Source organism: Nocardia citri (assembly GCF_054065835.1).
On record NZ_JBSUQM010000010.1, the window covers coordinates 168,249 to 192,208 of the forward strand.

The following is a 23,960-nucleotide window of genomic DNA, read 5'->3' on the forward strand; positions in this document are numbered from 1 at the left end:
GGAAGTCGGCGCAGGCGCTGGCGCAGCGGGCGCGGATCGCGCTGGCGTGTGCGGAGGAGGGCAGGATGCGGTCGAACACCGATGTTGCTGTGCAGGAACGTGTTTCGTTGCCGACCGTCGGCAAGTGGTGTAAGCGGTTCCTGGATGAACGCCTCGACGAGCTGGGTGACGAGCCGCGGTCGGGCGGGCCACGCACGATCACCGACGAGCAGGTCGAGCAGGTGCTCGTGGCCACGTTGGAGCGGCAGCGGAGAAACGCTACGCACTGGTCGCGGTCCTCGATGGCCGCCGAGACCGGCCTGTCGAAGTCGTCGATCGGCCGGATCTGGAAAGCGTTCCGGCTGCAACCGCACCTGAGTTGGCTCATTCGTTTAGTGCCTGAGATTGCTCGTCTGCAAGCGCGGCGAGCAGCGCCTGCTGGTGAATGCCTCACCGTACCAACGGAAATGGGACTCCAGATCGATCGGGGCTTTGCTCACGCGCGAGCCCACGATGAACCGCATATCCGCCTCATCCAGGGCGGTCAGGTTCTGCTCGGACAACATGCCCGCGTCAGCGACCACGACAATGCTCTCAATGCGGTGGCGCGCTTGGAACTGGGCGATGATCGGCACGATCGTGTTCTTCTCGGCCTTGTTGCCTTCCCAGCAACCGATTTCCAGCGGGAACCCGTACCGGTCAACCAGCAGGCCGACGTCGACCCACAAATAGTCGTGGGACCGCTCGTCGATCGCAACGGATTCCCGCTGGAAATCGGGTGTTGGGTGCGGTTGTCGCGGGTATAGCGTTTGGTCGAGTAGGCCCAGACCGCCCGCCACGAGCGGCGATGGTTGTCGGGGTTCCAGACCGGCTCGGCGCGCAGGCCGGTGTCGTTGTCGAGGTTGGCACCGCGTTTGGGGGTAAGGGAATCGATGACCTGACCGCGCCGGCCCAGCCGATCTCGGTGTCGACCTGTTCGCTGTCGCCGATCACGGTGACGACGACGGTGTCGACGACCGCGCGCAGCAGTTGTTTGCGGTCGGTGTTGGTCGTGGTGGCCGCATGCCAGAGCGCGGGGATGTCGGCGGCCAGGATACGGATCCGGTCACGGTCGGCGGCCGACAGCAGCAGCGGTGAGGACGCCAGGAACCGATCGTGGTCTTCCCGCAACTGTTCCAGCTCGGCCAGTGCCCGTTCCCACTCCTGTTCCAAAGTTCTTACTACCAAACGGTTTTCCGGTTCGGCCAGGCGATAGCGACGGCCGGCCCGGTCTGCGGTGTATGCGGCGCGTTCCAGCCGCTGCTGCCACAGTGTCTCGAGCCGGGCGCGTTCGGCCTCGATCTCGGTCGCCGCCGCCAGCGACACCTCCAGCGCCGCCGGGGCCAGCATCGCCAGCAGTTCCGCACCGACGTAGGCGTCCGCGCACCGGCCGGACAGGCGCTGGCGGCCGGGCAAGCCGTAGTCGGACCGCGCGCGGGCGCAGACATAGGTGTATCCGTTGACGACCCCGTCGCGGTGGACGTAGTGCACCGTCATCTTCGCCCCGCACCGGCCGCAGCGCAGCAGCCCAGCCAGCAGCGCCGGCCCGTCGCGCACGGCGCCGGGCGTGCCGGCGGTAGACCGGTTCGCTTGCAGCCGAGCCAGATTCGCCCGCCAGCGGTCCTCGCCGATGTAGGCGGGCAGCCGGGCCGGCAGTACCACCTTCCACTGGTCTATCGGCACGGTCACCTTCCCCGTCGACGGCCGGCCCGCGATCCGCCGCCTCGGATCGATCCGGCGGCGCCCGTGCACGTAGATCCCGGCATAGATCGGATTGTGCAGGATGTTCTGCAGTGTCATCCGGCTCGGACGCCGCCATTCCAGCTCACCGGTGTCCGGCCCCTCCCGCAACCGCACCCCGATCCGGATGCCGTGCCCGGTCAGATACGCCAGCACCGCATTCAGCGTCCCCAGCTCGTCGAACAAGTCGAAGATCAACGCCACCACCGTCCGGACCTGCTCATCGGGGTCCTTGACAACCTCCCCCGACGGGCGCAGCACATACCCGGTCGGGACCGCGAAGAACAACTCACCGCGGCGAGCCTTGGCCAGCCGGCCCGACGCCATCCGCTGTCCGATCAGATGCAGTTCCGCCTCCGACATGGTGCCCTTCAACCCCAAAAGCAGCCGATCATTGTACTGGCCAGGATCGTAGACGCCATCACTGTCTGCCAGCAGCGTTCCCGCCAGCGCGCACAACTCCATCAGCTGATACCAGTCCCGGCCCGACCGCGCCAGCCGCGACACCTCCGCACCCAGCACCAGCCCCACATGACCCAAACCTACCTCGCTCACCAACTCCGCGAACCCCGGCCGCCCCACCGCAGTCGCCCCCGACCGGCCCAGATCCGCGTCGATCACCTTCACCCGCTCCCGCGACCACCCCAACCCGATCGCCCGGTCCACCAGCGCGTACTGCACCCGCGTCGACTCGGTGTGCTCAACCACCTGCCGCATCGTCGACTGCCGCACGTAGATCACCGCCAGCCGATCGGTGTGCTCCCGGGTCACCTTGCCCGACAACCCCGGCATCCGCTCCGTCATCGCCCGCGCCTCCCTCACCCGTACACGTCAGGCACTTGCGGATCATCGCGGTCAGCACTCGCACCGCCGAAACCCGGCTCGGCACAGGCAGATCCGCCCACCCAACCCGCTCCGGCCGCATCATCGCCGGCCTCCGCACGCACAGTTACCTCGGCCTGCTGCCGCCTCAGCCGCTCCACCACAACCACCAGCCGCAGCAGCCCCTCATGTCCAATCATCACCCCTCCGCCCCATTCGGCTACAGGTGCATCATGGACCGAACGCTGAGCAGTCGTTTCGGATGTCGAAAACCGATCTGAAGGCTCGCCCGATGTTCCACCGCACCCGCGACGCGATCGAAGCGCACTTGACGATCGTGTTCACCGCCCTCGCTGTTGCCCGCTACCTGCAAGAATCCACCGGAATCAGCATCGCCCGCCTGGTCCGAGTACTACGGCCACTACAAGAGATCACCGATTATCGCAGGCCATCGGCACTGTCAATGGCCATTTCTTGGCCACGGACACGGCACCTCGCTGCCGATCCGATCGGTAGTGAAGCCACCGAAATCCTCACCGCCCTCGCCATTCCACACCCATGACGACCAGAAATGGGTCACTAAACCTGTGCAACTCAGGTCGGAATGTGAGCCGGATCTATTCGACGGTGGGGTGCAGCGAGTTCGTTTGAAGCAATAGCAGTCGAGTCGTGAAATTACCGTTGCGCCTAGAATCCATCAAGGAATTGAGTTCGGATTTCTAGACGCGGGATAGCGCCTCGATGGCGGCGGTGAATTCCACGCCGCGTTGGAAATCAGTTGATGAATAGTCGTGCATTACCCCCGTCAGGAACTGTCGGTCCAGCCACGCATCCCACAAGATTCGCTCTTCGTGCCCAATGGGCAAATCGCGAGCCCACATCCGTGCAATCTCGGCCTCATACTGCACCAGCAATGATATTGTCCTGCGGATTTCATATCTTTGAAGAAGTGCCTCTATGTCAGATCCGAGGCTCAGGCGACCGGCTGCGGTCGAAGCTCGCGACATAAGATCATCGAGCTCGTCTCGCTGCGCGCGCTCGCGAAGCAGTATAGTCACAGCTGTACAACGGCCATCAAGTATGTCGGAGTACCTCTGTCCGCCGAGCAATGTCTCTCGCTCCATCGTGTTTCTCAGGTCATTTCGGAGCTGGCCGGCAATCGCACAATGGCTATATGAATTGCGAATCAATTGTGTGAATAAAGCATTTTCTGCCAATAACCCACAGTATTTCCAGCAATCGCCTACAAAATCAACTCGGGCTGTCGACGAACAGCAGTAGTCACGCAACGAACTCGTACGATGCACACTGTGCCGCATAATCTGCTGAGTGAGCATACCGTGGACGCAGTCTTCCCACAGGGTGGCGAGGTCTTCGCTGAGATCGGTCAAGAAATGTGACAGGCGCTGGCGCCCTTCGGACAACGTCGCGAGACTCGGGCCCGTCCCCAGTTCACCGAGCGCAGTGGGGCTGCCATACCGGGCTGTCTTGCCATCGAGTAGATCGTCATGAAGGTAGAAGAGGACACCCACAAGTTCACATATCATCGCGGCTGGCGCAGCCCTCGAGTCGCACCGCAACATAAGATACGGCAGGCAAGACCGGAAGCGCCGGCCCGCGAGCATGTCGACGGTGCTTCTCGCGGCGGGCCCGAGGAGCCTCTCTGCCGAACGAAACAAATAATGCGCACGGATATGGCCTTGGAATATAGTTTCGAAGGCTTCATTTACGTATGCGTGCATGAGTCTCGTCCTGTGTGATCCATGCAAGAAAGCAGCGCCGAGCTTCGGCGGCTCCGCTCAGCCAAGTTTGCGAACCGCTCCAGGATGAAATATCTTCCAACGCCGGTAGAAATTCTTCGTCGAACGCAGACCATCGATAATCTGAGTGTTCATCGCTGAGAATGACACGATCAGAGACGGCGAACGCTACAAAAGTAGTGACAACAAATATCTTGCTATTTGTATCCGTGTGGCTCCAGGTGAGCAATGGCGTCAGTAGGTGAGGTTCCTGACCGCATTCTTCAAGTGTTTCTCGTATTGCGGCTAAGCGGAAGTCCTCGTCCGGCTCTGCGACGCCGCCAACGACATGCCACAGGCCGCTCAGGACTTCGGACTGACCGCGTTGTAGAAGCAGCAGCCTATTTTCGTTTACAAGATAGACTTCGGCAGCTCTCACGTTGCGGACTTCCCATCAAATATGTCAACGACCGCGCCTCGATCGGCCATGAACCGAAGCCATTCTCGGTTCCATCCGGTCGTTCCTCGTAAATCGACGTCACGCCAGTCAAATTCGGCGCGGTGGCCCAACAATGTCTCATGCAGGACCGCACCCGAGTTGTAATCGACACTCCGCAGCACCCCATCCGCGCCTGCGGTGACTATGGTGGTTTGACCTGCTCCGATCGCCATCGAAAGGACGGGCGCGCTCTGCTTATATGTCCACGATTTCTCCAAGTCCGTCAAAAGCCACCGCGTTATGGTGCCATCTCGGCAACCGGTGAAGAGATGGTCGGATGAAGCTGGGTGCACTATCTGCAGAACGGTGTCACCTTCGACGGACAGGTCGGAAACATGTTCCGCATCAGGAAATGAGAAGAGGCGTATTCGGCGGTCATCACTTCCGGTCGCGATCATCCCCTTGTCTGGTATCAGACAAAGGGAGTATACGCTGGCACCGACATGAGGGCTCCACGTTCGAATCGGTTCTAAAGTGGCCTCATCGACAACGGTCACTGTTCCAGTAGTGCAGCCTGCGATCAGTCGACGGCCATTCGGTGTGATGGCCAAGGCCCGTACATACCCGATGCAGACTCGTCGGTCGCGCAACATTTCACCATTCAGTGACCAAACGCGCACAATCCCGTCCGTGCCGCCGGTCGCGAATGTATCTGACGATATCGCAATGGCTGAAGTTACGGGTGCGCCGTGATGGGCGATCTCGAAGAACGCCTGGGAGGTAAGCAGATCAGCCATACACACGCTGCCGTCAAGCCCCGCAGTAACTACGTAACGTCCTTCTTTCATAATAATCATTGAGCGGAATACATTTGACGTGGGAATCGTTTGCATCCTCCGGAGATCAGATGCATCGAGCAGATGAACTACTTTGTCCGCGGTCGCCGCAATTACAGTCTTCTCCATCGGTTCGATGCATACGGTTGTTACTACATTTGTCTCGTGGACTATAGCGCCATGTAGCTGAGCTCCACGAAAATCCGCACCTGAGACCTTGCAGCCCTGGAATTGAACGCCCCGGAGATCGCAATCCCGGAAGTCCGCCCTCCGGACATCTCCATTTTCCAAATCTGCCCCTCGGAGTTGCATTCCACGGAAATTGCGTCCGGCAAAAGAAACGTCCATACGATTCGCGAGGGAGATGCAGTTGGCTGCAAGATGCCCGCGTGGGGCAGAATCGGCGAGATAGTTGAGCGGATCGAGCTGGTCGTCGTAGAGTTGCTCAGCTAAGTATCGAAGTAGTTCCGGCAGCAGCAGGCGACGTTCTAGTGGGCCCGTATCACCAGATGCTAAGCAAGCGCGAATGTGGCGCGCAGCCAAGAACTCCCGCATGGTCTTTAGTCGGAAACGAACATTTCCATCCGCCCCAACACGAAGAAAAGATTCCCAACGAGGATCGCTGCTGATCGTACGGCTGGTTCCACCTGTTGCGCCAAGAAGCGCCCGCACTTGCCCGGCCGGTAGGAACTGGCGTGCATCCTCGTGCATAGTACCGGCGACGGAAGCCAGACGCACGATATCCCTGTCTGCTTCGAGCGTGTTTGCCGAATCCAGCAGTATCGCAACGTATTGCTCGAAAAGTTCAGAAGCAGTCAGCGGTGCTTTCCGGCTGCGGTCCGGCAATACTATCGATAAAAGGTCGAGCAAGCCAGGAAGGCGGGCCAGGTCTGTCAGGGCACTGCTGTTGTCGATCGTTGTCCGGACATTATCGGCATTGGGGCCCAGTCTACGAATCAGCAGTTGCATCCGTTGTTCGTAGCCAAGCTCTGCTATACGGATCAATTCGAAGGTCGCCGAACCAGTTATGTCCATTGTCAATCCTTCGACCGCCCCTAGCATGCCACCGCTGTCGCGCTCGAAGTAGCCGGGCCTGCTTGTAAGGATTATCTTACTAGCGGGCCCGACCATGCTTGATAGTTCCGATAAGGTTATCGCAGCCTGCTCAGGGCTGAGTTGCATTCGCAACTCATCCAGACCGTCGAGAATAATAACCAATTGACCTGATTCGTTTGCATATCGAAACGAATGGAAGCCTCCGTGTAGGACTGCGCCCTGAGCCTCCATCTGATCGGTAATGAGTTTCTCGAGAGACCCTTCACGCTCCATTTCCTGTAGGTTCACAAGTATCGGAATGCGACTGTTATCTGGATCTGCGAGTCGCTTGTTTGCCAATCCAAACGCGATATGTCGGCAAAACCATGATTTGCCGCTTCCGGGGTCTCCGAGAATTGTCAGCTGGTTGCGGGATCGCTCTCGCAACCACGAGTCTGTATAGTCATCCAGCCAATATGTGTCGTCCTGTTTGAGGCATTGCAGCGCAACGTATCTGTGCTGTTGGTCGTTTGCGAGGTAATCGCTGACTATAGATTGCATATAGGTGGAATTACCCAGTATGCACTCAAAAAGAGAACGGCGGGTGTGAAGCCGTATTCGAGAATCTTTTGCGGCCAGACGAGTCGCCATATTGGAGATTCTGGTGTCGGTTATCAACATGCCTTCGGCGGCCGCTGGCAATCGCTCGGTCATTCGATGGACATCTGCGGCCGTTATTTCGCCATCAACCGAATGTACAATTAGTCGGTTGCCTTCACCTGATCGTTTTTCGAAGACGGTTTCGATACTGCGCTCGCTTAGCCATCGTGAACTTGAGGGCGCCCAGCCTATTACTTTGAGTTGAGTCTCGCATTCGGCGACGATATGTGGATCATAGGGTGTCAGCGTCGTACGATCTGCCGCCGCTTTTTGGACTCTTTCCAGCAGGCTTCGTCCAAATTCTGCGGGCGTGCCGCTATCAATCTCGATCTTGATCAGTCCACGCTCTTGATACATCGCACCAGCCAGGTCGGAAGTTGTACGCGACATTGTTATGTACGCACTCCGTCGAAGGCGTCCGATCGAATCGCTTGCAATTACAAGCATATTCTCTAACAGATCATCAAAGGGCTCAAAGCCGATGAATAGCAACGTTGAGGTGGATAGAAGGTCAGCCATCTTTTCCTCGAGCAACGGCCGACGGAATCGTGCTGCACGACGCTCCCGTTCGCCTATCAGCGCATCTTCTGGCGCATCGAGTGATCCGAGCAGATGTACGATCTGTGGCTGGCTGCGGTCCCAGAACGATATCGACGTTTCGGTCTTAATTACATTGAACGGCCTGCGAAATCGCAAGTATGCATTCTCCAGCTCACTGGTGAGTGCAGTCACGACTACACATGCCGGCGGCTCCGTAGCTAGGCAATCGAACAACGCCTGTGTTGCGAGGCTCGGCATGGAAGCGGTATCACGGAGCAGGTTTATCAGTGCTCTCCGGCCGAACCGTGACGCATACTCATCGGTAAGGCGCCATGTTGGCGTGCTGTCGTGACTGGGGCGCTCAAACTGTCGCAGAGCCTCTGCTCGCAGACCGGGTTCTACGTTTGGATCTACCTCGGGACCCAGGACGACGAGTAGCGTGCCAGATGTCCAGGCATGGACCAGATCCGACTCATACATGGCGAGCATCGGCGAGTTGCCGGAGCCATTGAGCCAGTGCTGCTGTTCGTCCTATGCTGCCGTCCAATTCGACAGTGCGCAGACCTCGGGTAAAGGCAAGACGCTGCTGAAGCGCGGCTGTCGGACCACCGACTATCCAGCCGACGGGTTTGTGGTCGCCTAGTCCGGCTGTCGCCAAGTCCCATAGCATGTTGAATTCAGGATCGCCAGGGCTGGCGCCAAGAATGAGAAGCTCATGTGTTTCGAGTAGAGCTCGCACAAATTCGGCCATTCGCGGCTTTCTCGATCCATAAACCGCAAAATCTCGTCGCGTTACTGTGATCGTTTCTGGGTTGGCGATATCGCCGCACAGTTTGATAATTCGCGTGCGCGCAGACGCAGTATAAGCTAGATCAGAGTCTCGAACAACGACATCGGCGTTACCCGAAATTGCGTCTTCAAGAAGAAGATCATAGTTGGTCGTGATGATCTGGCCCAGGTCCAGTTCTGATAATGCGATGTGAGCGGCGGTCGGCGCTCGGCTAGTGCGCAGTTCGCGACGCAGGTGCGCTATGAGGCTGTTTCGACCGAATTCCGCCTCGTAGGCCTCAGCCAATGTTGGCAGGTCATCGGGAAGGCCGTCGGTTCCTGCGCCACCCAGCGCCGTTGCCAAAGGTTCGAAGAGTTTTGCCCATCCGGGGTAACCGGCACCTATTGATAGCCCGGCCCCGACTAAGACGGCGAGCCGTCCTTCGGTGGCCTGCCGAGCCAGATGTGCGATTACTCCTTCTGGGAACAATTCTTGGTCTCCTCTGTAAGATTGGGGTGCATCCCGCGCATCGCAGGGTGAATTATCGTTGGCTATCAAATTTCGTCGAGCCATTTGCGCCATGAGTGCACTATCATCGCCGTGTCATGTACTGACAGTTCACCGCGAGCCAAGGGGCCTAGAACTGTTTTGCGGTTGGCCCAAAAGACATCGGCGAAATCAGCTGAGCGGGCTACTCGTCGGTAGTCCACGTAGGTCATCGGGCGTGGCACGCCGCCAGCAGAATCAATATAGCGAAGCGTAGCCGCCACCTCCGATGCAGTCTGACCTGGAAGGCCGACCATGACGAAACAGATCAGGGTCATGTGGCGGCTCGCGCAGGTACGGGCAAGCCTCTCCACATGACTTGCATCGATTCTCCAACCGAATCTGTTTCTTCCATCCGGATGGAGCGATTCGACACCGATGGCGATGCGAGAGCAACCAGCAGCCGCCATAGTGTCTAACAGGATCGTATCAAGAAAGTCGGCAGATGTTACACACTTCCAGCTGAGACCCGTTCTATCAATTGAGACACGTCGACAGAAATCAAGTGTATAATCGCGGTGTCGAGTGAAGTTGGCGCCGAATAGTGAGACTGCGGAGAACCCGTGGGATTGATGTGCCGCAGCTAGGTAGGCGGCCAGCTTCGTAAGGTCGCGGCGAAATAACTCACGTTTACCCATTACATCGGGAATCGGGCAGTACCCGCAATAGCTGTCACAGCCGCGGGAGATGCCAACTGCAAGTTCTCGTTCATTCTGTCGCTGAGGATATGATTCATCGGAGGGGATGAGCGAATATCCTTCGATGGGCAATAGCTTGAGTGATGGTAGCTGCCACTCGCCGCTCAATTGGTGAGCTGATAAAGGCGGAAGATACTCGTCTACCTTTCGGCTCAATACGCCGGCCAGCGGGGTGGGCTCGGATGCTCGAAGTGCGTCAGAAATTCCGATTTCCCAGTCCTGTTCAACCACAATCCAGTCCGCACCGGCCTTCTGGAATAGTCGGCGCAGATGGTATGCCCCTCTGCCGTAAACAATTGTTTGGGTTCGTGGGGAAATCTCGCGAATTATCTTGATGTATCGGTCGGTTTCAAGTAAATTCTCCATGCTGGCATGCAGTATGATCTTGGCGGGCTCGCCGAGAGCGACTTCCAGAAGGTCTGACCAGTTGGTACCTGGAACTACCCCGTCTACAACGCTGATGTCATGGCCTTCTATCTCCTCCAGATATGCGGCCACTTCACCTATTTCAACGAAATTGTAGTCAAGATTGATGTAGGCATTAACGCAAGGGGCGGATACAATCGATACTTTCATTGTCAATGCTCCCTATTTGCAAGTGTTTGAATACTACCGGGATGGTGGTTGCAACTCAAGCGATCATGGATGTTTGACAGGCATTGGTATCTCGCGTATCCGACGATCCGGATGCCATCCGGGTGTCGCCAGTCGTAGTCCGAACAGTGCTAGGACGACTGCGCTCAACCTAGCCTCGATCTGGCGCAGGGATAGTGTGCTGGCCTGATCGGGTCTAGATCGGTGTTTGCGGCTGGTCTCCGGCCGGTGGCCCAGTCAGCGGGGTGACTGCTGGGTTGCATGGACCCGGGGATATTGTCCTTTTCATTTCGTTAGGGATGGGCTGGTTCTGGTCAGCCGGATAGCAGACGGCACCCGGGTGGTCGCAATCAGGTCGATGTAAGGCCAGTGCGCCGAGAACCGTAGCTGGGTGCGGCGGGCATGGCTGGCCAGTCGGGCTGCAGCCGAGATGAGGCGCATTCGTAAGGCGTTTGGGGTTCGGGTGCCTCGGGGCGCTGCGCGCCGACACCCACACCGAGATCCGTTGCCCGACCAATTCGTCGAGTTGCTCGTGGGCAGCGGGCGCCGGGAGGGATGACAGCGGTGGCTGGATCGGGGCGGCGATTCTGTGCGCGGTGGCGTTCCGCGAGCCCAGAGCCTCCGGAAAACGTTGGTGGAGATCTGATCCTACCCGGCGTCGTGAGGGCACCCCAGCGAATCTTCCAGAAATCCCGCCGACTCCCACTCGTCAAAGTGGACGTTGCCCGACCCTGGTATTGCTCACCGTCTGGCGCCCTCGGTACTGGGATTCGTTGTGGTACTCGTCCTTTGGCATAGATCCCGTGCGTGTCCGCAAAGATCGCCCTGGTCATAGCAGCCACCGGTGTGCGTGAATGTCCAGCCGTTCTGGCGGCAGGTTTTCCATCAGAACGCACGATCAGCGGCCGCAGGGTGACCGGGAACCCGCACCCTGACGGCGACTATGCGGCAACCCCTGACCTGAGGTCCGGCACCCGCTAACATACCGGTCGTGGGGTCGAGAGCACGTGGGCGTCCCACACCACACTTGGAAAAGCGGAACATACTGGGCCGAAAGAAGCTTCAGTCGAGGTGTGCGCGACATGCTCAACCTACTGATGGGGGAAGGCGGACTTGCTGCGTCGCCAGATCCGAGGTGCTCGCTTGGCCGGACACGTCTGCCGCCTGTCGCGGTCACAGATCCTCAGCACCTCCCGCTACTCTGCGCACGAGCACACAGTCTGACCGGACCGGGAACATTCGAGAGAGAACCGAGAATTTGAAGTTCCGCAGTACCAAGGAAACCACGTTCAGAGCCAGGCTGGCAGCATGGCTGGTCGGCCTGAGCCTTGCGGCGATCACCGCGATATCGGTGCTTGTCGTCACCATGGCAGAACCCGGAGAGAAAGGCAGCGCCTCACAACTCGTGTTCTCGTCCGTGCTACCGCTGTTCGGAACCTGGGTGGGCACCGTATTGGCGTTCTACTTCGCCCGCGAGAACCTCGAAGCCGCAACCCAATCGACGCTACGGCTGTCGGGTGGGTACAAGAAGGATGATTCCGTCTCCGATGTCATGATCCGTCGCGCCCAGATGATCGTCCGTGCGGCCACGAGCGGTGAACAGATCGGCGCGATCACCGTAGAGTCCATCGCGACGATCATCACAGTGACCGGCAAGAAGCGCGTCCCCATCCTCGACGACAAAGGAAGTGTCAAATTCGTCATTCACCAATCACTGCTCGACTCCTACGCGCGCACCGTGACACCGGAAACGTACGCGCAGGCCTCGCTCGACGACCTCCTGGCCAGTCCCGAGAACAAGATCCTTGCCAAAGCCATCGGCTTCGTGTCGATCACTGCGACGCTGGGTGAAGCGCGGGATCAGATGCAACGCGTCAACGGCTGCAACGACATCTTCGTGACCTCCTCGGGAGATCCCGCCGAGCCCGTGCTGGGGTGGCTCACCAACAACCTTCTGGCCACCGTGCAATAGCCGAGCCCCCAGGCTCTCACAGCGACCACGCACGGCGGCTAGTTCACCGCATCCAGGGTCGTCGCTACGAGCACGTGTGCTTGCGTGTGACGGGTTGAATCGGTCGATATTCGCAAGGCACAGCGGATGTTGATCAACTGATGGGAGATCCACCGGTGGTCCACTAGTGGACCCAGCAGTTGCGCCCTGGCCAGAGTGGACGTCAGGGCAGTCGTGGACACTGGGGTCGCCCCGAAATAGTGATAGCTTCGTCCCGACCGGTAGAGGTTGCCGCTCAGACCCAGTTCATCGAGCATCTCGACCGCGACGGTGTCGTTGTGCGATGAGGCCGCGAGCGCGAAATCCAGCATGGGCAAATGCAGCTCGGTGTCCGTGCCGCCCACGCGGACCTGCGAGGTGAGCGAGACGATCCGGCGCGAATCGAGGTCGGAGAACGCCGCGTTGCTCAACTGCCGCATGAAGCCGACACTATCGACCTCCTCCAGATCATTGGTCTGCTCGTCGTGTTTGATCGCGCGCTTCCACAACGCGATCCGCGTCTGAGCAGACGAGTCGACAGCACTGGAGAGAAGAAAATCCCAGAAGCCGAATCTGCGATCGGTGTATTCGCTGCGGGCAGCGCGGGTCAACGACTGTGCTTCATCGGAGATGTCTCCTCCACGCAGCGACGGCTGCCGCCGAGTAGATTCCAGGAAGACCGACGTAACGCCCGCACACGAGAGCAGTTCCGACATCGACTCGGCCAGACCTGCCCCGCGGCACGCACGCCAGGTCGGAGATCCCGTGCCGATCATTCCTTATTCCCTTCGCTCACAACGGGACTCGCGGTCCAGTCGAACGTCTTCGCCTGCTGGCCGTTCCAGAACTCCTGGGCCACCTCGGAGTAGCCGGGATTGACTCTTCGCGCGACGACGACCGCTGCGCTTACCGTGCACCCTGCTTGGGTCAACGCATAGGCTGCGCTCCGTCCAAGCCGTCCGACATGGCCGACACCTTGACCGCGGGGTTGTCCGCCGGAGCAATCAAGCTGTCCATCTCGGCGAAGCGGTACAAACACCGCACCGCGTGCAGGAAGTTCCTGGCCGCGCCCGTACCTCCACGCCAATTCGACCTGACCACGGCGTTGGCCTTGTGCCGATTCATCAGATGAAGGATCTCGGTGGGCGTCGGCTCGCTCAAACGCCGGTGCCCCCACTCCACCACGAGAATTCGCCAGTACGTTGTGTAGCTCTCCCGCTGCAACACCGACGCAGCGCACGACACCCGAGGAACGAACTCACCGAATGTCGGCACCTCGACACCCGCCGCTGTGAGATTCTTTCCTACGACCGTCAAGCCCAGCCGCGAGATCGCCTGCAGCAGTTCGGCCACCTCGGCGTCTTTCATCGCCCGTGCTGCCAGGGGGCTGGGAAGTATGCCCACAGCGCCGCCGTCAACATCCGGGGCGGGTATACCACGAGTACCTCATCGGCGAGGGACACCGCTATCAACACCCGATCACCCGCATACAGCCGACACTTGTTGCGGATATCGGAGGGAAGTATCAGAAACCTGCGTTGTTGGAGCGGCCGGCCATCGCGCGAGCGCCGAACCTTTACCACGCCGCGCTCCACGTCCATGGAAAGCGGTTGCCCTGGAGCCCAACCCAGCACTCTTACTGCAGATCTGGCAGTGAGCCGGCCTCGGTTGTCGATGGTCGTGACCGAACAGTAGAGGGGTGCGATCTGTGCCTCGTCCAGGGCTGTCGGGAACGCGAAGTCCGCCAGCGCTTTCGACGATGCCGGACGGGCAGCGACAGTTTGGTACAACCCTTCGAACAACCCGATGATCGGCTCGCGTTGCAACTCGCTTGGGGACCGGCTTGGCCCCGGCATGTCTTGCGGGCCATCGTCACTCGCACACAGCCACTCAGTCACTGATCGGCTCCGACGGGGATCCGGGCAGTCGGGTTGCGGAAGACGATGCCTGTCTTCTTGGCGAAGGCGCCTCGGATCTGCCGGATATGCGGCGGCGAGCTGGGCGACGGTGGCGACCAGTGGAAGTCCTTCCGGCACTGTGGCCTGACACGCAGGGCCACCGCGACACCGCTGGCAATCGCGTCCGGCCACCGTGGTGATAGGCACCTTCCCGTCCGCTAGCGGCCCTGCTCGTAGGCCGGGCGGCGATACGACGCCGAGGGCCGTCCCGGCAGCTGCCGGGACGCCCTCGGGCTGTGTTTCGAAGCAACGGGCACAACACCGCCCGTCGTTGAGTGGGACGAACGTGTCCGGCCTACACCAGCTTTCGTTGCGCCAGATCGCGGGGGTACTTCTCGATCAGCTCCCGGGTCAGGTGCGGGATGTCGTGATCGGGGCCCAGTTCGGCGGCCTGCACCGCGGCCTGGAATTTCTTGGCGGGCAACGCCGAGCCCGGGGTCGGCGGAGCAGGATAGCGGTAGGCGTGCAGCAGCGGCAGCAGCGAATGCCGGCGCTGTGATTCGGGCAGTGCGCGCAGCGCGGTCTCGAACCGGCGGAACCACTCGTTGTAGTCCCCGATCCGATCGATCGGGTGGCCCGCCTCGATCAGCCAGTCGACGAATTCGTCGAGGGAGATGCCGTCATCGTGCGGATTGAGCACGTCGAAGGTTTCGAAGCCCGTGGTGACCTGTGTGCCGAGCACGGTGATCGCCTCGGCGGTGAAATCGGCGGGCAGCCCGTCGTAGTGCGCGCGCGGGCGGTTGCCCGCGGCGTCGGTCGTGTAGAAGGACTTCGGTGCCACACCGGTGGCGAGCAGGCTCAGCATCAGTCGGGTGAACATGTCGGGCACGTTCAGCTGACCGGCGTACCGCGAGTGAGCCAGGATCATGTCCGAGCGGAAGACAGCCACCGGCAGGCCGCACAGGTCGTGCGCCTCCCGCAACAGCACCTCACTGGCCCATTTGCTGTTGCCGTAGCCGTTGGCGTACCCGTCGTCCAGGGCGCGCACCGGGCTGATCTCGCGGATGTCGCCGTCCTCGGTGAAGGTCTCCGGAGCCACTTGGGCGGCGACCGCTACCGTCGACAGATAGGTGACCGGCTTGAGGCGTGAGGTCAGCGCGAGCCGGATGACTTCCGCGGTGCCGACCACGTTGGGTCCGAACAGCTGTTCGTACGGCAGCACGTGGTTGACCAGGGCCGCCGGATGCACGATCAGATCGACGGTGTCGGCCAGCCGCTGCCAATCCTGCTCGCCCAGGCCGAGGTTCGGTTCGCCGATGTCGCCGGCCAGCACCTCGAGGGTGCGTGCGGCCAGCGCCCGGTAGTGGCGGGACAGGTCCGCGTCGCCGCTGTCGAACACCTCGTCGAGCCGGGCGCGCGCGGCGGCGGCGTCGCTGCCGCGCACCACGCAGATCAGTCGTCCGCCCGAATCGTGGAGCCGCTGTAGCCATTCCAGGCACAGGAACCGGCCCAGGTAGCCGTTCGCGCCGGTCAGCAGCACCGTGGCGGGCCGGTGTGGCGCCCGCGGCAAGCTGGAGGCCGCGGCCAGCGTCGGCGCGTCGACGAACTTGTCCAGAGTGAGGTCGGTGGCACGGATCCGTGTCCCGGCGCCGTGCACGGTGGCGGCGGTGGGCCGCGCGCCGCCGGATTGCCGCTCGGCCTCGATATAGGCGGCCAGCTGCGCCAGATCGGTAGCGGGACCGACGATCACGCCGACGGGCACCGGCACCCCGAAGATCTCCTGCAACAGCGTCGAATACGTCAACGCCGACAGCGAGTCGCCACCCAGATCGGTGAAATGCACGTCGGGGCGCAGGTCGGTGGCCGCGCAGCCCAGCAGCGCGCGGGCCGCGCGGCCGATGGTCTCGACCACCGGCAGGTCCGCGGCCTCACGGCGCAGCGCGGCGAGCTCGTCCTCCTGCGCGCGGGCCAGTTCCTCGTACAGCTGCTCGAGCCGCTGGCCGTAGACGACCTTCAGCTTGGGCCGCAACAGTTTCGCGACGCTCGACAGTAGCCCATTCTCCTGGGTGAACGGCGTGGTCTCGATCAGGAACGCACGCGGGACCTCGTAGGAGTTCAGCTCCGCGTCCCGGGCCACCTGCTGCAACGACCGGGTGATCGCGGCGGTCAGATCGCCGGAATCCGCGTGCGCGGCACGCGCATCGGCGGTCGGCACGATCACCGCCAGCAGATAGGACCGCTCGCTGCTGGCGTAGACGTAGATCTGGCGTACCAGCGGGCTGGCCGCGTAGACGATCTCGAGCTTCGACACCGCGACGAATTCGCCCTGCGAGAGTTTGAGCACGTTGTTGCGGCGGTCGACGTACACCAGGTGGTCGGGCCCGAGTTCGGCCATGATGTCGCCGGTACGGTAGAAGCCGTCGGCGTCGAAGATCTCCGCGTTCAGCTCGGGCCGTTTGAAGTAGCCGGGGATCAGGTTCTCGGACTTGATCAGCAATTCCCCGCGCGGATAGGGCTTGTCGGTGCCGAAGTAACCGAGGTCGGGGACATCGACGAGTTTGTAGTCGGTCACCGGGGGCCGCTCGAGGATGTTGTTTCGCATGAAGGAGCCCGAGGTTTCGGTCGACCCGTAGCCGTCCAACAGGTCGAATCCGAGCACCGAGGCCATGAACTCGCTTAGCTGCGCGGACAGCGGGGCGCTGCCGGTGATGGCGAGGATGAACCGCCCGCCCAGAACCTGCTCGCGCAGTTCGGCTTTCACCTCACCCTCGACGGTCTCGGGCACGCCGCCGCCCGTGGCCACCCGGCGGTCGACCTCGCTGCGGAACCACTGGAACAGCATGTCGATCACGCGCGGCACGAAGATCATCATGGTCGGGCGGACCAGTGCGAGATCCTCGAACAGCGTCGACATGTCGCTGCGCGCCGCGAAATACATTGTGCCGCCGTGTGTGAGACACATCAGCAGCGAGGTGCGCCCGGCGATGTGGCTCATCGGCAAGAAGCTGAAACCGATCGCCGGTAACGGCTGGGCGGCGCCACTACGCCACAGCCTGGTGACCAGCCGCTCGGAATACATTGCGCCCTTGGGGGTTCCGGTGCTGCCCGAGGTGTAGATCAGCAGCGCCAGCGCGTCCTCGCCCGCGCCGGTGTGCAGCGGCGCGTCCGGCAGTTCGTCCCCGTGCGCGAGGACCTCGGCCAGCGTGCGCACGACGATCGGGCGTCCGGCCAGGCGGGCGCGCGCGGACTCCAGCGCGGCGCGGTGATCGTCGTCCTGGCGGTGATGGTCCAACACGATGAGCGAGCGCACCGAATGGGCTTCCAGCGCCAGATCCACTGCGACGCCGAGCTGTTCGACATCGGCCGCGAACACCCGCGGCTCGGTGTCGGCCACGATCGGCGCCAGCTGCGCGGCGGGGGCCCCGGACGACAGCGGCACCGTCACCGTGCCCAGCGCGGTGCTGGCCAGGTCGATCACCGTGTAGTCGGTGCTGGAGGAACCGAGGATGGCCACGAAATCCCCGGCCCGGGTGGGATATTCGGCGTCGTGGTGCCAGGACGCCGCGACGCACCGGATCCGGCGCCACAGCTCGCCGTAGGTGATGGTGTCGTAGCGGGCCAGCAGGTGCCCGCGGGTGTGACCGCTCTCGTCGGTGATGAATTCGGTCGCGCGCATGCCGAGCGCCGGGCGGTCGGCGTACTCCCGCATGAGCGTCTCGATCGACCTTGCGAGCGGACCTTCGTCCTGCGCCATCGCCACGCCGACCTCGAAGGTCGGCATGGACGCAAGGACTTGCTCGTCGCGACCGACGACCTCCATCACCCGCTCTACGATGAGTTTCATCGTGCGCTCTACCATCTGCTGAGCTGTTTGGCCCATATCCCGACCTCTCTGAACACGGCCCGACGACCGGCCCGCGATCCCGGGCAGCCGACGATGCACGATCCGTTTCGCGACTATATTTGATCTTGACATGGTCAAGCACACTTGAGAATGTCAAGCAGGTAAACATGAGTCGAAGTTACAGTCAGTACTGCGGTCTCGCCCGGGCGCTCGATGTCGTTCTCGGGTGTCGCCCCTGTTCTGGTTGATTGGTGGATGATCTTCGCCAGTTGTGTTCCGGGGCAGGAGGGTTCGGGTTGGCGAGTCAAGCGTTGCCGTCGGCGCCGCGGTCCTGGCGATCAGTCACCTGTCGACAGCGGCCGGGGATGGTTCCGGCTGCGGAGGGTCCGGCAGCCACCGATGACGCGGCGGTGGCGAGTGCGGGGGCTCTTCACGTACCGAAGATGGCGCTCAGGGCGGTTTCATCGCCTACGATATCGACGAGCGCACGGACTTCCCCGAGGTCGAGCATGCCCGCCGCCAGACCGAGAATGATCGCGGCCTCCGCACGCACGACAGCATCGAGAACCCGACCGTCATACGGACCCACATCCACACCCGAACCGGTCGCCCGCACCTGAAGCAGCTGCCCGTCGATCCCCACCCCGACCGTCGCTGGCCGACCTGCCTCCACCCGGCCGCCCAGCAGCGCGGGCAGAGCCACAGCAAGCCATTCGAGGCGGAAACGGTCCCCGTCGAGGCTCTGTGCCATCAACGGCGCCGACCACCGGATCAGCCCTTCGATCGGCTCCCGCAACCCCGCTCCCCATGGGGTGAGCGCGTAGGTCACCGCATTGCCCTCGTCGGCCAGCCGGCGCTCGACGACCCCGGCGGCCTCGAGATCACGGAGCCGGTCCGAGAGCAGATTGGTCGCCACGCCAGGCAACCCCTCCAGCAACTCGCGATAGCGGGCGGGGGCCACCAGCAACTGACGGACGATGAGCAGATTCCACCGGTCACCCACGACATCGAGCGCCCGGGCCAGACCGCAGTAATGGCTGTAACTTCGACTCATGTTTACCTGCTTGACATTCTCAAGTGTGCTTGACCGTGTCAAGATCAAGTCTAGTCGCGAATTGAGGTGTGTTCATGAACAAAACAGAAAAACCTGCATGGGTCAAGGCAGGAATCCTTATATCAGTCTATGTAGCGGTGCTAGCCATCAACCTTGACATCACAATCGTCAATGTTGCGCTGCCCAGCATTGCGCGCGAACTCCACGCGAGCACCCGCGGACTGCAGTGGGTGGCCGACGGCTACAACCTCGCATTCAGCGCGTTGGTGCTGGCAGCGGGCAGTCTGTCGGATCGCTACGGACGACGACCGGCACTGCTGCTCGGACTCCTCGGGTTCGCCGCCTTCGGTGCAGTAGGAGCCATGGTCGACAGCACGGGTGCGCTGATCGCGGCCCAAGTCGGTATGGGAGCGTTCGCCGCGCTGGTCTTCCCCACCACGCTGTCGATCATCACCAACACCTTCCCCGACCGCCAACAACGCGCCGCCGCGTTCGGCGGGTGGGGTGCAGTCGGCGGGGTTGCCGTCGCCTCTGGCCCGGTCATCGGCGGAGCGCTGGTCGAGCACTTCTACTGGGGCAGCGTGTTCTGGGCGCTGGTGCCGATCGCGCTCGCGGCCGCAGTTCTCGGATTCTTCCTGGTGCCCGAATCGCGTGACGTCGCCGTTCCCAAGCTGGACTTCCGCGGCCTGACCATCTCGATCGCCTTGCTCGGAGCGCTCGTATACACGGTGATCGAGGCCCCCGCGCGCGGTTGGCACAGCAGCGCGACGTTGATCGGGTTCGCGGTCGCCGCGGGGCTGGTTATCGCCTTCGTGGTGGTCGAACGCGCGGCCGAGCATCCCATGCTCGACATCCGGCTGTTCACCGATCGCCGCTTCAGCGCCGCCAGCGTATCGGTCTCGGTCGTCTTCTTCGCGCTGGCCGGTTTCATCTTCCTCATCACCCAGTACTTCCAGCTGGTCCGCGGGTTCGGCCCGCTGTCGACCGGTGCCCGATTCCTTCCGGTCGCGCTGTCGATCGCGGTTGCCTCGATAGTCGGCGGGCTGATCGCCCCTCGCGTGGGCACACGCGCAGTGGTGGTCACCGGGCTGCTGTCGTTCGGCACCGCCATGGCATGGATCGCGACCGTCGACGCCGACACGTCCTACTGGACCGTGATCGTCCCGCAGATGATCTTCATGGGCGTGGGTATGGGGCTGATCTCGACCCCGGCGACCGAGTCGATCATGCTCGTACTTCCCCCGTCCCGGGCGGGTGTCGGCTCGGCGGTCAACGACGCCACCCGCGAGCTGGGCTCGACACTGGGAGTCGCCGTGCTCGGCTCCGTGTTCGCGTCGATCTTCGCTTCCCGCCTGCACGACAGCGCGTTCGCCGCAACCGGGCATGTCACCGAAGCCGCCGACTCGGTGCCGGTCGCATTCGCAATTGCCGCACACAATCCGACCCTGCTCACCGCCGCACAGCACTCGTTCCTGTCCGGCCTCTCCGCGTGCTGCGTCGTCGTCGCCACCCTCTGCTACATAGCGGCCGGTGCAGGTCTGGTCGCGCTACCCGGCCGACGGTTCCAGCATGCCCTTCCCGCCGATGCGGACGAATCGAACTCGATGACCGTGGCCTGAGTCCGGACACGCCGCGGACACCGAGCTGCTACCGGTAAACCGGATTTCTCGGCGGAGGCGGTGGGACATCACAAGATTGACCACCGACGCAAAAAACTGACGCTCACCACCGTCGGTCCGGGCTGCTGAGCCGGGCAGCCCGGACCGGAGTGAAGAAATGCCCCGCGAATTCGTCCTGCATCTTCCGATCGATCCCGTACTTGCGCGCGACGTTCTCCGCGGTGACGCCCATGTGCACCTCGCTGAACGGATCGGTCAGCATCGCCACCGTGCCGTCGGTGAGGCGGCGATCGCCGAGCTTGTATCCGGTTCGGGCGCCGAAGTCGTAGAACGGCATGCGGGACATGTTCTCATCGCCACGGCGAGAGCGAAATCCACTCCACCCCAACGCATCTGCATTGCTGCAGACCAGATTGCCTGTAGCCCGGATCCGCACAGCCGATTCACAGTGTATGCAGGGACCGCGACCGGAAGGCCGGCTGTCAGCGCTACCCGCCGTGCGTTGTAGGCGTCGGGGCCGACCTGCCCGGTCATGTCGTCGCGTCGTCCGCCGCGGTCATCGCGGACAGTTCGATCCCCGGAAGCCCTTGAGCGACTGGAACGTTCGCGTGCGCGTATTCGTGAACGCCGAGAACAGGCGCGTCAGCGGGAGCGAGCGATCACCGACGCGGTGAAGCGATATCTCATCGATTGGCAGGCGATCACCGCCTGTGAAGCCAAGCGTGACCAAGAAATCGAGGCACTGCGCCAGCAGATCAGCGCACTCGAATCACGAGCGACGTAGCTCTGCCCTTCCCCGCACCGGCGCAGTTCTCGACGCCCACCGGCCTGCTGCACGAGCTGGTCCAGGCACACCGCCACAACGCCGCCGCCCTGCCGCAGCTCACCACCCCGCTCACGCCGGTACCGGCCCTGCCACCGGGAATATGGCCCCGCCGCACGCCCACCGATCAATCCCTGACCGTCACCATCACCCGCCCACAACCCGCCACCCAGGACATGCCAGAGGCCGAAAAACTCACATGCCGCACCTACCTACCGTTCCGGTAGCAACGCGCGCGAAAGACAACCCAGGGGAGCTCGACGTATCCGCCGATCAACCGCGAGGCCTTCCACACCGGCCCCAACGCCCGAGTACCGGACCCCGATGAAAACCCCAACCTGATCGACCCCGACGCCAGCATGGATCCGCGAAAGGGCAGCCCAGGTCACCACAGACACTTCGCCAACACCGCGACCTCCGCCGCCCCAGGACCACCCCCCGACGCCAGCTCACCTGATCGTCCACGCCCGAAACACCAGAAGCAGGCAATCGGCCCGTCCGCTCGTATCCATCGAGCACAACGAGCACCGGCATGTCCACAACGGTCAACCGACGCCATCGGTGTGACTCGCAGCGGTAGATGGCGCAGTTCTCGCACCATCAGGTGGCGCCGAGGAGGCCGAATTGAGGTCTGTGGCCCCAGTCCGCAGGGTGTTCTGCGGAAGATCTACTGGCCGAGCGTCTCACCACCGCCGGCAGTGCTCTCACAACCGATGACCGTGTACGTGATCCGTCGATCTCTGGTGAGCCGCCTCAATCCTGGTCTTCCCATCCTCGACGAACGACGCGAAGCGAGCCATCCCCGATCAACTCGTGCACCACGTCGGGGCGGAAGAAACCGAGTAGCCACGCATCAGCATCCAGGCGGAATTGCACCAGGAGAACACCATGCTGCTGGCTGTGCTCTCCCGCCAGACCCAAGAACCGCTCGATGTCCTCATCCTCGTCAATGTCGTCCCGATGGTCCTCCCACCACTTCCACGACATGGCCGGGGGACAAAACTTCAAGGACTCCAACGTTTCCCGAGCCGGCTCAGGATCATCTGCCGCATCGATGTAGCCCACGAGGTCAGCATCGCGCAGACCTTCGTACAGTTGCATACACGCTTGGTAGTCGTCTACCGCAGACCGAACCGCCGTGGCGAGCGACGGTTCGTCCGAAGCCAACCGCTCCGCGATTGTGATCAACCTGCTGCGGTCCATATCAATGATCGCCGGTCCCTATCGTTGGAACTTCTCAGGGCGTCATACCTACCACGAGCCACGGACAAGGCACTTGAATCCCTCCCAGATCGAACGCACTCATCTACTCATCTGCCGCACGGCGCACCGGCGTGAGTGTCGGGTTTGTAGGCAGACGATCGTTTCCCGACAACCTGACGCCAGCCCCGGCAACGGGCTTCGACACGCGCGATAGGCGGCAATTGAGTGCGTTCGGCCGATGGCCTGGTTCAGTCCTCCGGCCGGTCGGGCCCGTTGTCCCGACGGGCCCAGCGGTAGTCGGGGAAGCGATCCTGCAACGCGACATCGAAGGCCAATACTCGCTCCCGGGAGTCGAACCAGTCGAAGGTGTTTCGCATCAAGTAGTGCTCCACCAGTGAGGCCGCCTCTGCGGCCTGGTTATTCAGCAGGCACAGCACTGCTGTGGCACGTAAGCGCTTCGCCCCTGGATTCACTCGATCCAATGCCCCGGGAACCGGCGTCGGAGCCGGCGCGATCAACTTCGGCAGCGAGTTGCGTTCGGCCAACCATATTTCCGCAGGTCCACGCACGCAGTTCACGAGGCGGTCAACCGCGGCATAGGCTTGATAATCGGCTGAAACGATCATGCTCCCGCCTTGGCGGTAGAATCCGAAGCCCTCGAAGCCAAGCCGTTCGATCTGCGCGCCTACAAGGTACGGACGTTCATTGAGACGCGCCCCGGGCGGTAGCTCGCTGACAAGGTCGGCGACCTTTCGGGATTCGATCCATACCGATGCCTGCAATGCAACTCCAGCGCGCTTGGCGGATACCGTCGCTGTCACACCGGAAACCATGTGCGGCACGCCACTCTCCGCAGTCGCGAACTTGGGCGGTATCGATCTCTCCCATCGCCAGACGCGGAAGAGCAGGATCCTGAACCAAGCTGAATCCGAGCGCCTCCAACTGCGTCGTCAATGCGGATGTCACCAGCCCGCCTACACGCGCAGCCTCCGCGCCACTCACCACCGCTGTCTCCTCCCGAATCCACCGGAGATTACCGGCCTCGACTTATGGGAGCGGATCCGGCATTCGGCTAGTTCAGCGCTTCGGCCGA

14 protein-coding genes and 5 pseudogenes are annotated in these 23,960 nt (G+C 62.0%); 4 read left to right on the top strand and 15 right to left on the bottom strand.

Annotated elements, in window-relative coordinates; genetic code table 11:
* Positions 1 to 65: 65 nt before the first annotated feature.
* Positions 66 to 317, top strand: a pseudogene (locus ACW2Q0_RS17060) (helix-turn-helix domain-containing protein); the annotation flags it as partial.
* Positions 318 to 419: 102 nt separating this feature from the next.
* On the opposite strand, the pseudogene ACW2Q0_RS17065 reads toward ACW2Q0_RS17060, so the two are convergent.
* The 3 genes and pseudogenes from ACW2Q0_RS17065 to ACW2Q0_RS17075 all read right to left on the bottom strand — a co-directional run.
* Positions 420 to 695, bottom strand: a pseudogene (locus ACW2Q0_RS17065) (transposase); the annotation flags it as partial.
* A gap of 703 nt (positions 696 to 1,398) precedes the next feature.
* Positions 1,399 to 2,562: pseudogene (locus ACW2Q0_RS17070) on the bottom strand (recombinase family protein); the annotation flags it as partial.
* A 14-nt stretch (positions 2,563 to 2,576) separates the two neighbouring features.
* Complete coding sequence (locus ACW2Q0_RS17075; protein ID WP_457191169.1) at positions 2,577 to 2,780, bottom strand: hypothetical protein; 204 nt, start codon at positions 2,778 to 2,780, stop codon at positions 2,577 to 2,579.
* A gap of 47 nt (positions 2,781 to 2,827) precedes the next feature.
* Here ACW2Q0_RS17075 and ACW2Q0_RS17080 point away from each other — a divergent pair.
* Positions 2,828 to 3,142: pseudogene (locus ACW2Q0_RS17080) on the top strand (hypothetical protein); the annotation flags it as partial.
* A gap of 157 nt (positions 3,143 to 3,299) precedes the next feature.
* On the opposite strand, the gene ACW2Q0_RS17085 reads toward ACW2Q0_RS17080, so the two are convergent.
* The 5 genes from ACW2Q0_RS17085 to ACW2Q0_RS17105 form a co-directional block, all read right to left on the bottom strand.
* Positions 3,300 to 4,322, bottom strand: a complete 1,023-nt coding sequence (locus tag ACW2Q0_RS17085; RefSeq protein ID WP_457191171.1) for a polyprenyl synthetase family protein — start codon at positions 4,320 to 4,322, stop codon at positions 3,300 to 3,302.
* The gene (locus tag ACW2Q0_RS17090; RefSeq protein ID WP_457191173.1) at positions 4,303 to 4,758 is read right to left on the bottom strand and encodes an NUDIX hydrolase; all 456 of its coding nucleotides are present in this window, start codon (positions 4,756 to 4,758) and stop codon (positions 4,303 to 4,305) included. Before ACW2Q0_RS17090 ends, ACW2Q0_RS17085 begins: the two co-directional genes overlap by 20 nt.
* A complete protein-coding gene (locus tag ACW2Q0_RS17095) occupies positions 4,755 to 8,021 on the bottom strand; it encodes an NACHT domain-containing protein (RefSeq protein WP_457191175.1) in 3,267 nt (1,088 codons plus the stop codon). The genes ACW2Q0_RS17090 and ACW2Q0_RS17095 overlap by 4 nt, the downstream gene beginning before the upstream one ends.
* A gap of 280 nt (positions 8,022 to 8,301) precedes the next feature.
* A complete protein-coding gene (locus ACW2Q0_RS17100) occupies positions 8,302 to 9,087 on the bottom strand; it encodes an SIR2 family protein (RefSeq protein ID WP_457191177.1) in 786 nt (261 codons plus the stop codon).
* A 65-nt stretch (positions 9,088 to 9,152) separates the two neighbouring features.
* Positions 9,153 to 10,418, bottom strand: a complete 1,266-nt coding sequence (locus ACW2Q0_RS17105) for a B12-binding domain-containing radical SAM protein (RefSeq protein WP_457191179.1) — start codon at positions 10,416 to 10,418, stop codon at positions 9,153 to 9,155.
* A gap of 1,276 nt (positions 10,419 to 11,694) precedes the next feature.
* Between ACW2Q0_RS17105 and ACW2Q0_RS17110 the strand changes: the two genes are divergently transcribed.
* Entirely contained in the window at positions 11,695 to 12,408 is a 714-nt protein-coding gene (locus tag ACW2Q0_RS17110) for a hypothetical protein (protein ID WP_457191181.1), read from the top strand.
* Positions 12,409 to 12,446: 38 nt separating this feature from the next.
* Here the strand turns inward: ACW2Q0_RS17110 and ACW2Q0_RS17115 are convergent, their stop codons facing one another.
* The 4 genes from ACW2Q0_RS17115 to ACW2Q0_RS17130 form a co-directional block, all read right to left on the bottom strand.
* Complete coding sequence (locus ACW2Q0_RS17115) at positions 12,447 to 13,202, bottom strand: primase 1D-like protein (RefSeq protein WP_457191183.1); 756 nt, start codon at positions 13,200 to 13,202, stop codon at positions 12,447 to 12,449.
* Positions 13,203 to 13,353: 151 nt separating this feature from the next.
* Positions 13,354 to 13,794, bottom strand: coding sequence for a hypothetical protein (locus ACW2Q0_RS17120; protein ID WP_457191185.1), 441 nt, complete (start codon positions 13,792 to 13,794; stop codon positions 13,354 to 13,356).
* 885 nt (positions 13,795 to 14,679) lie between these two features.
* Positions 14,680 to 18,168 carry a carboxylic acid reductase gene (car, locus tag ACW2Q0_RS17125; RefSeq protein WP_457191187.1) on the bottom strand — a complete coding sequence of 1,163 codons (3,489 nt, stop codon included), beginning with the start codon at positions 18,166 to 18,168 and terminating at the stop codon, positions 14,680 to 14,682.
* A gap of 430 nt (positions 18,169 to 18,598) precedes the next feature.
* Positions 18,599 to 19,222, bottom strand: coding sequence for a winged helix-turn-helix transcriptional regulator (locus tag ACW2Q0_RS17130; protein WP_457191189.1), 624 nt, complete (start codon positions 19,220 to 19,222; stop codon positions 18,599 to 18,601).
* Positions 19,223 to 19,296: 74 nt separating this feature from the next.
* On the opposite strand from ACW2Q0_RS17130, the gene ACW2Q0_RS17135 reads away from it, so the two are divergent.
* Positions 19,297 to 20,841 carry an MFS transporter gene (locus tag ACW2Q0_RS17135; RefSeq protein WP_457191191.1) on the top strand — a complete coding sequence of 515 codons (1,545 nt, stop codon included), beginning with the start codon at positions 19,297 to 19,299 and terminating at the stop codon, positions 20,839 to 20,841.
* A 163-nt stretch (positions 20,842 to 21,004) separates the two neighbouring features.
* Here the strand turns inward: ACW2Q0_RS17135 and ACW2Q0_RS17140 are convergent.
* The 3 genes and pseudogenes from ACW2Q0_RS17140 to ACW2Q0_RS17150 all read right to left on the bottom strand — a co-directional run.
* Positions 21,005 to 21,369: pseudogene (locus ACW2Q0_RS17140) on the bottom strand (thiolase family protein); the annotation flags it as partial.
* A gap of 1,048 nt (positions 21,370 to 22,417) precedes the next feature.
* Entirely contained in the window at positions 22,418 to 22,867 is a 450-nt protein-coding gene (locus ACW2Q0_RS17145) for a DUF6630 family protein (RefSeq protein WP_457191193.1), read from the bottom strand.
* A gap of 248 nt (positions 22,868 to 23,115) precedes the next feature.
* A complete protein-coding gene (locus tag ACW2Q0_RS17150) occupies positions 23,116 to 23,649 on the bottom strand; it encodes a hypothetical protein (protein WP_457191195.1) in 534 nt (177 codons plus the stop codon).
* Positions 23,650 to 23,960 lie beyond the last annotated feature (311 nt).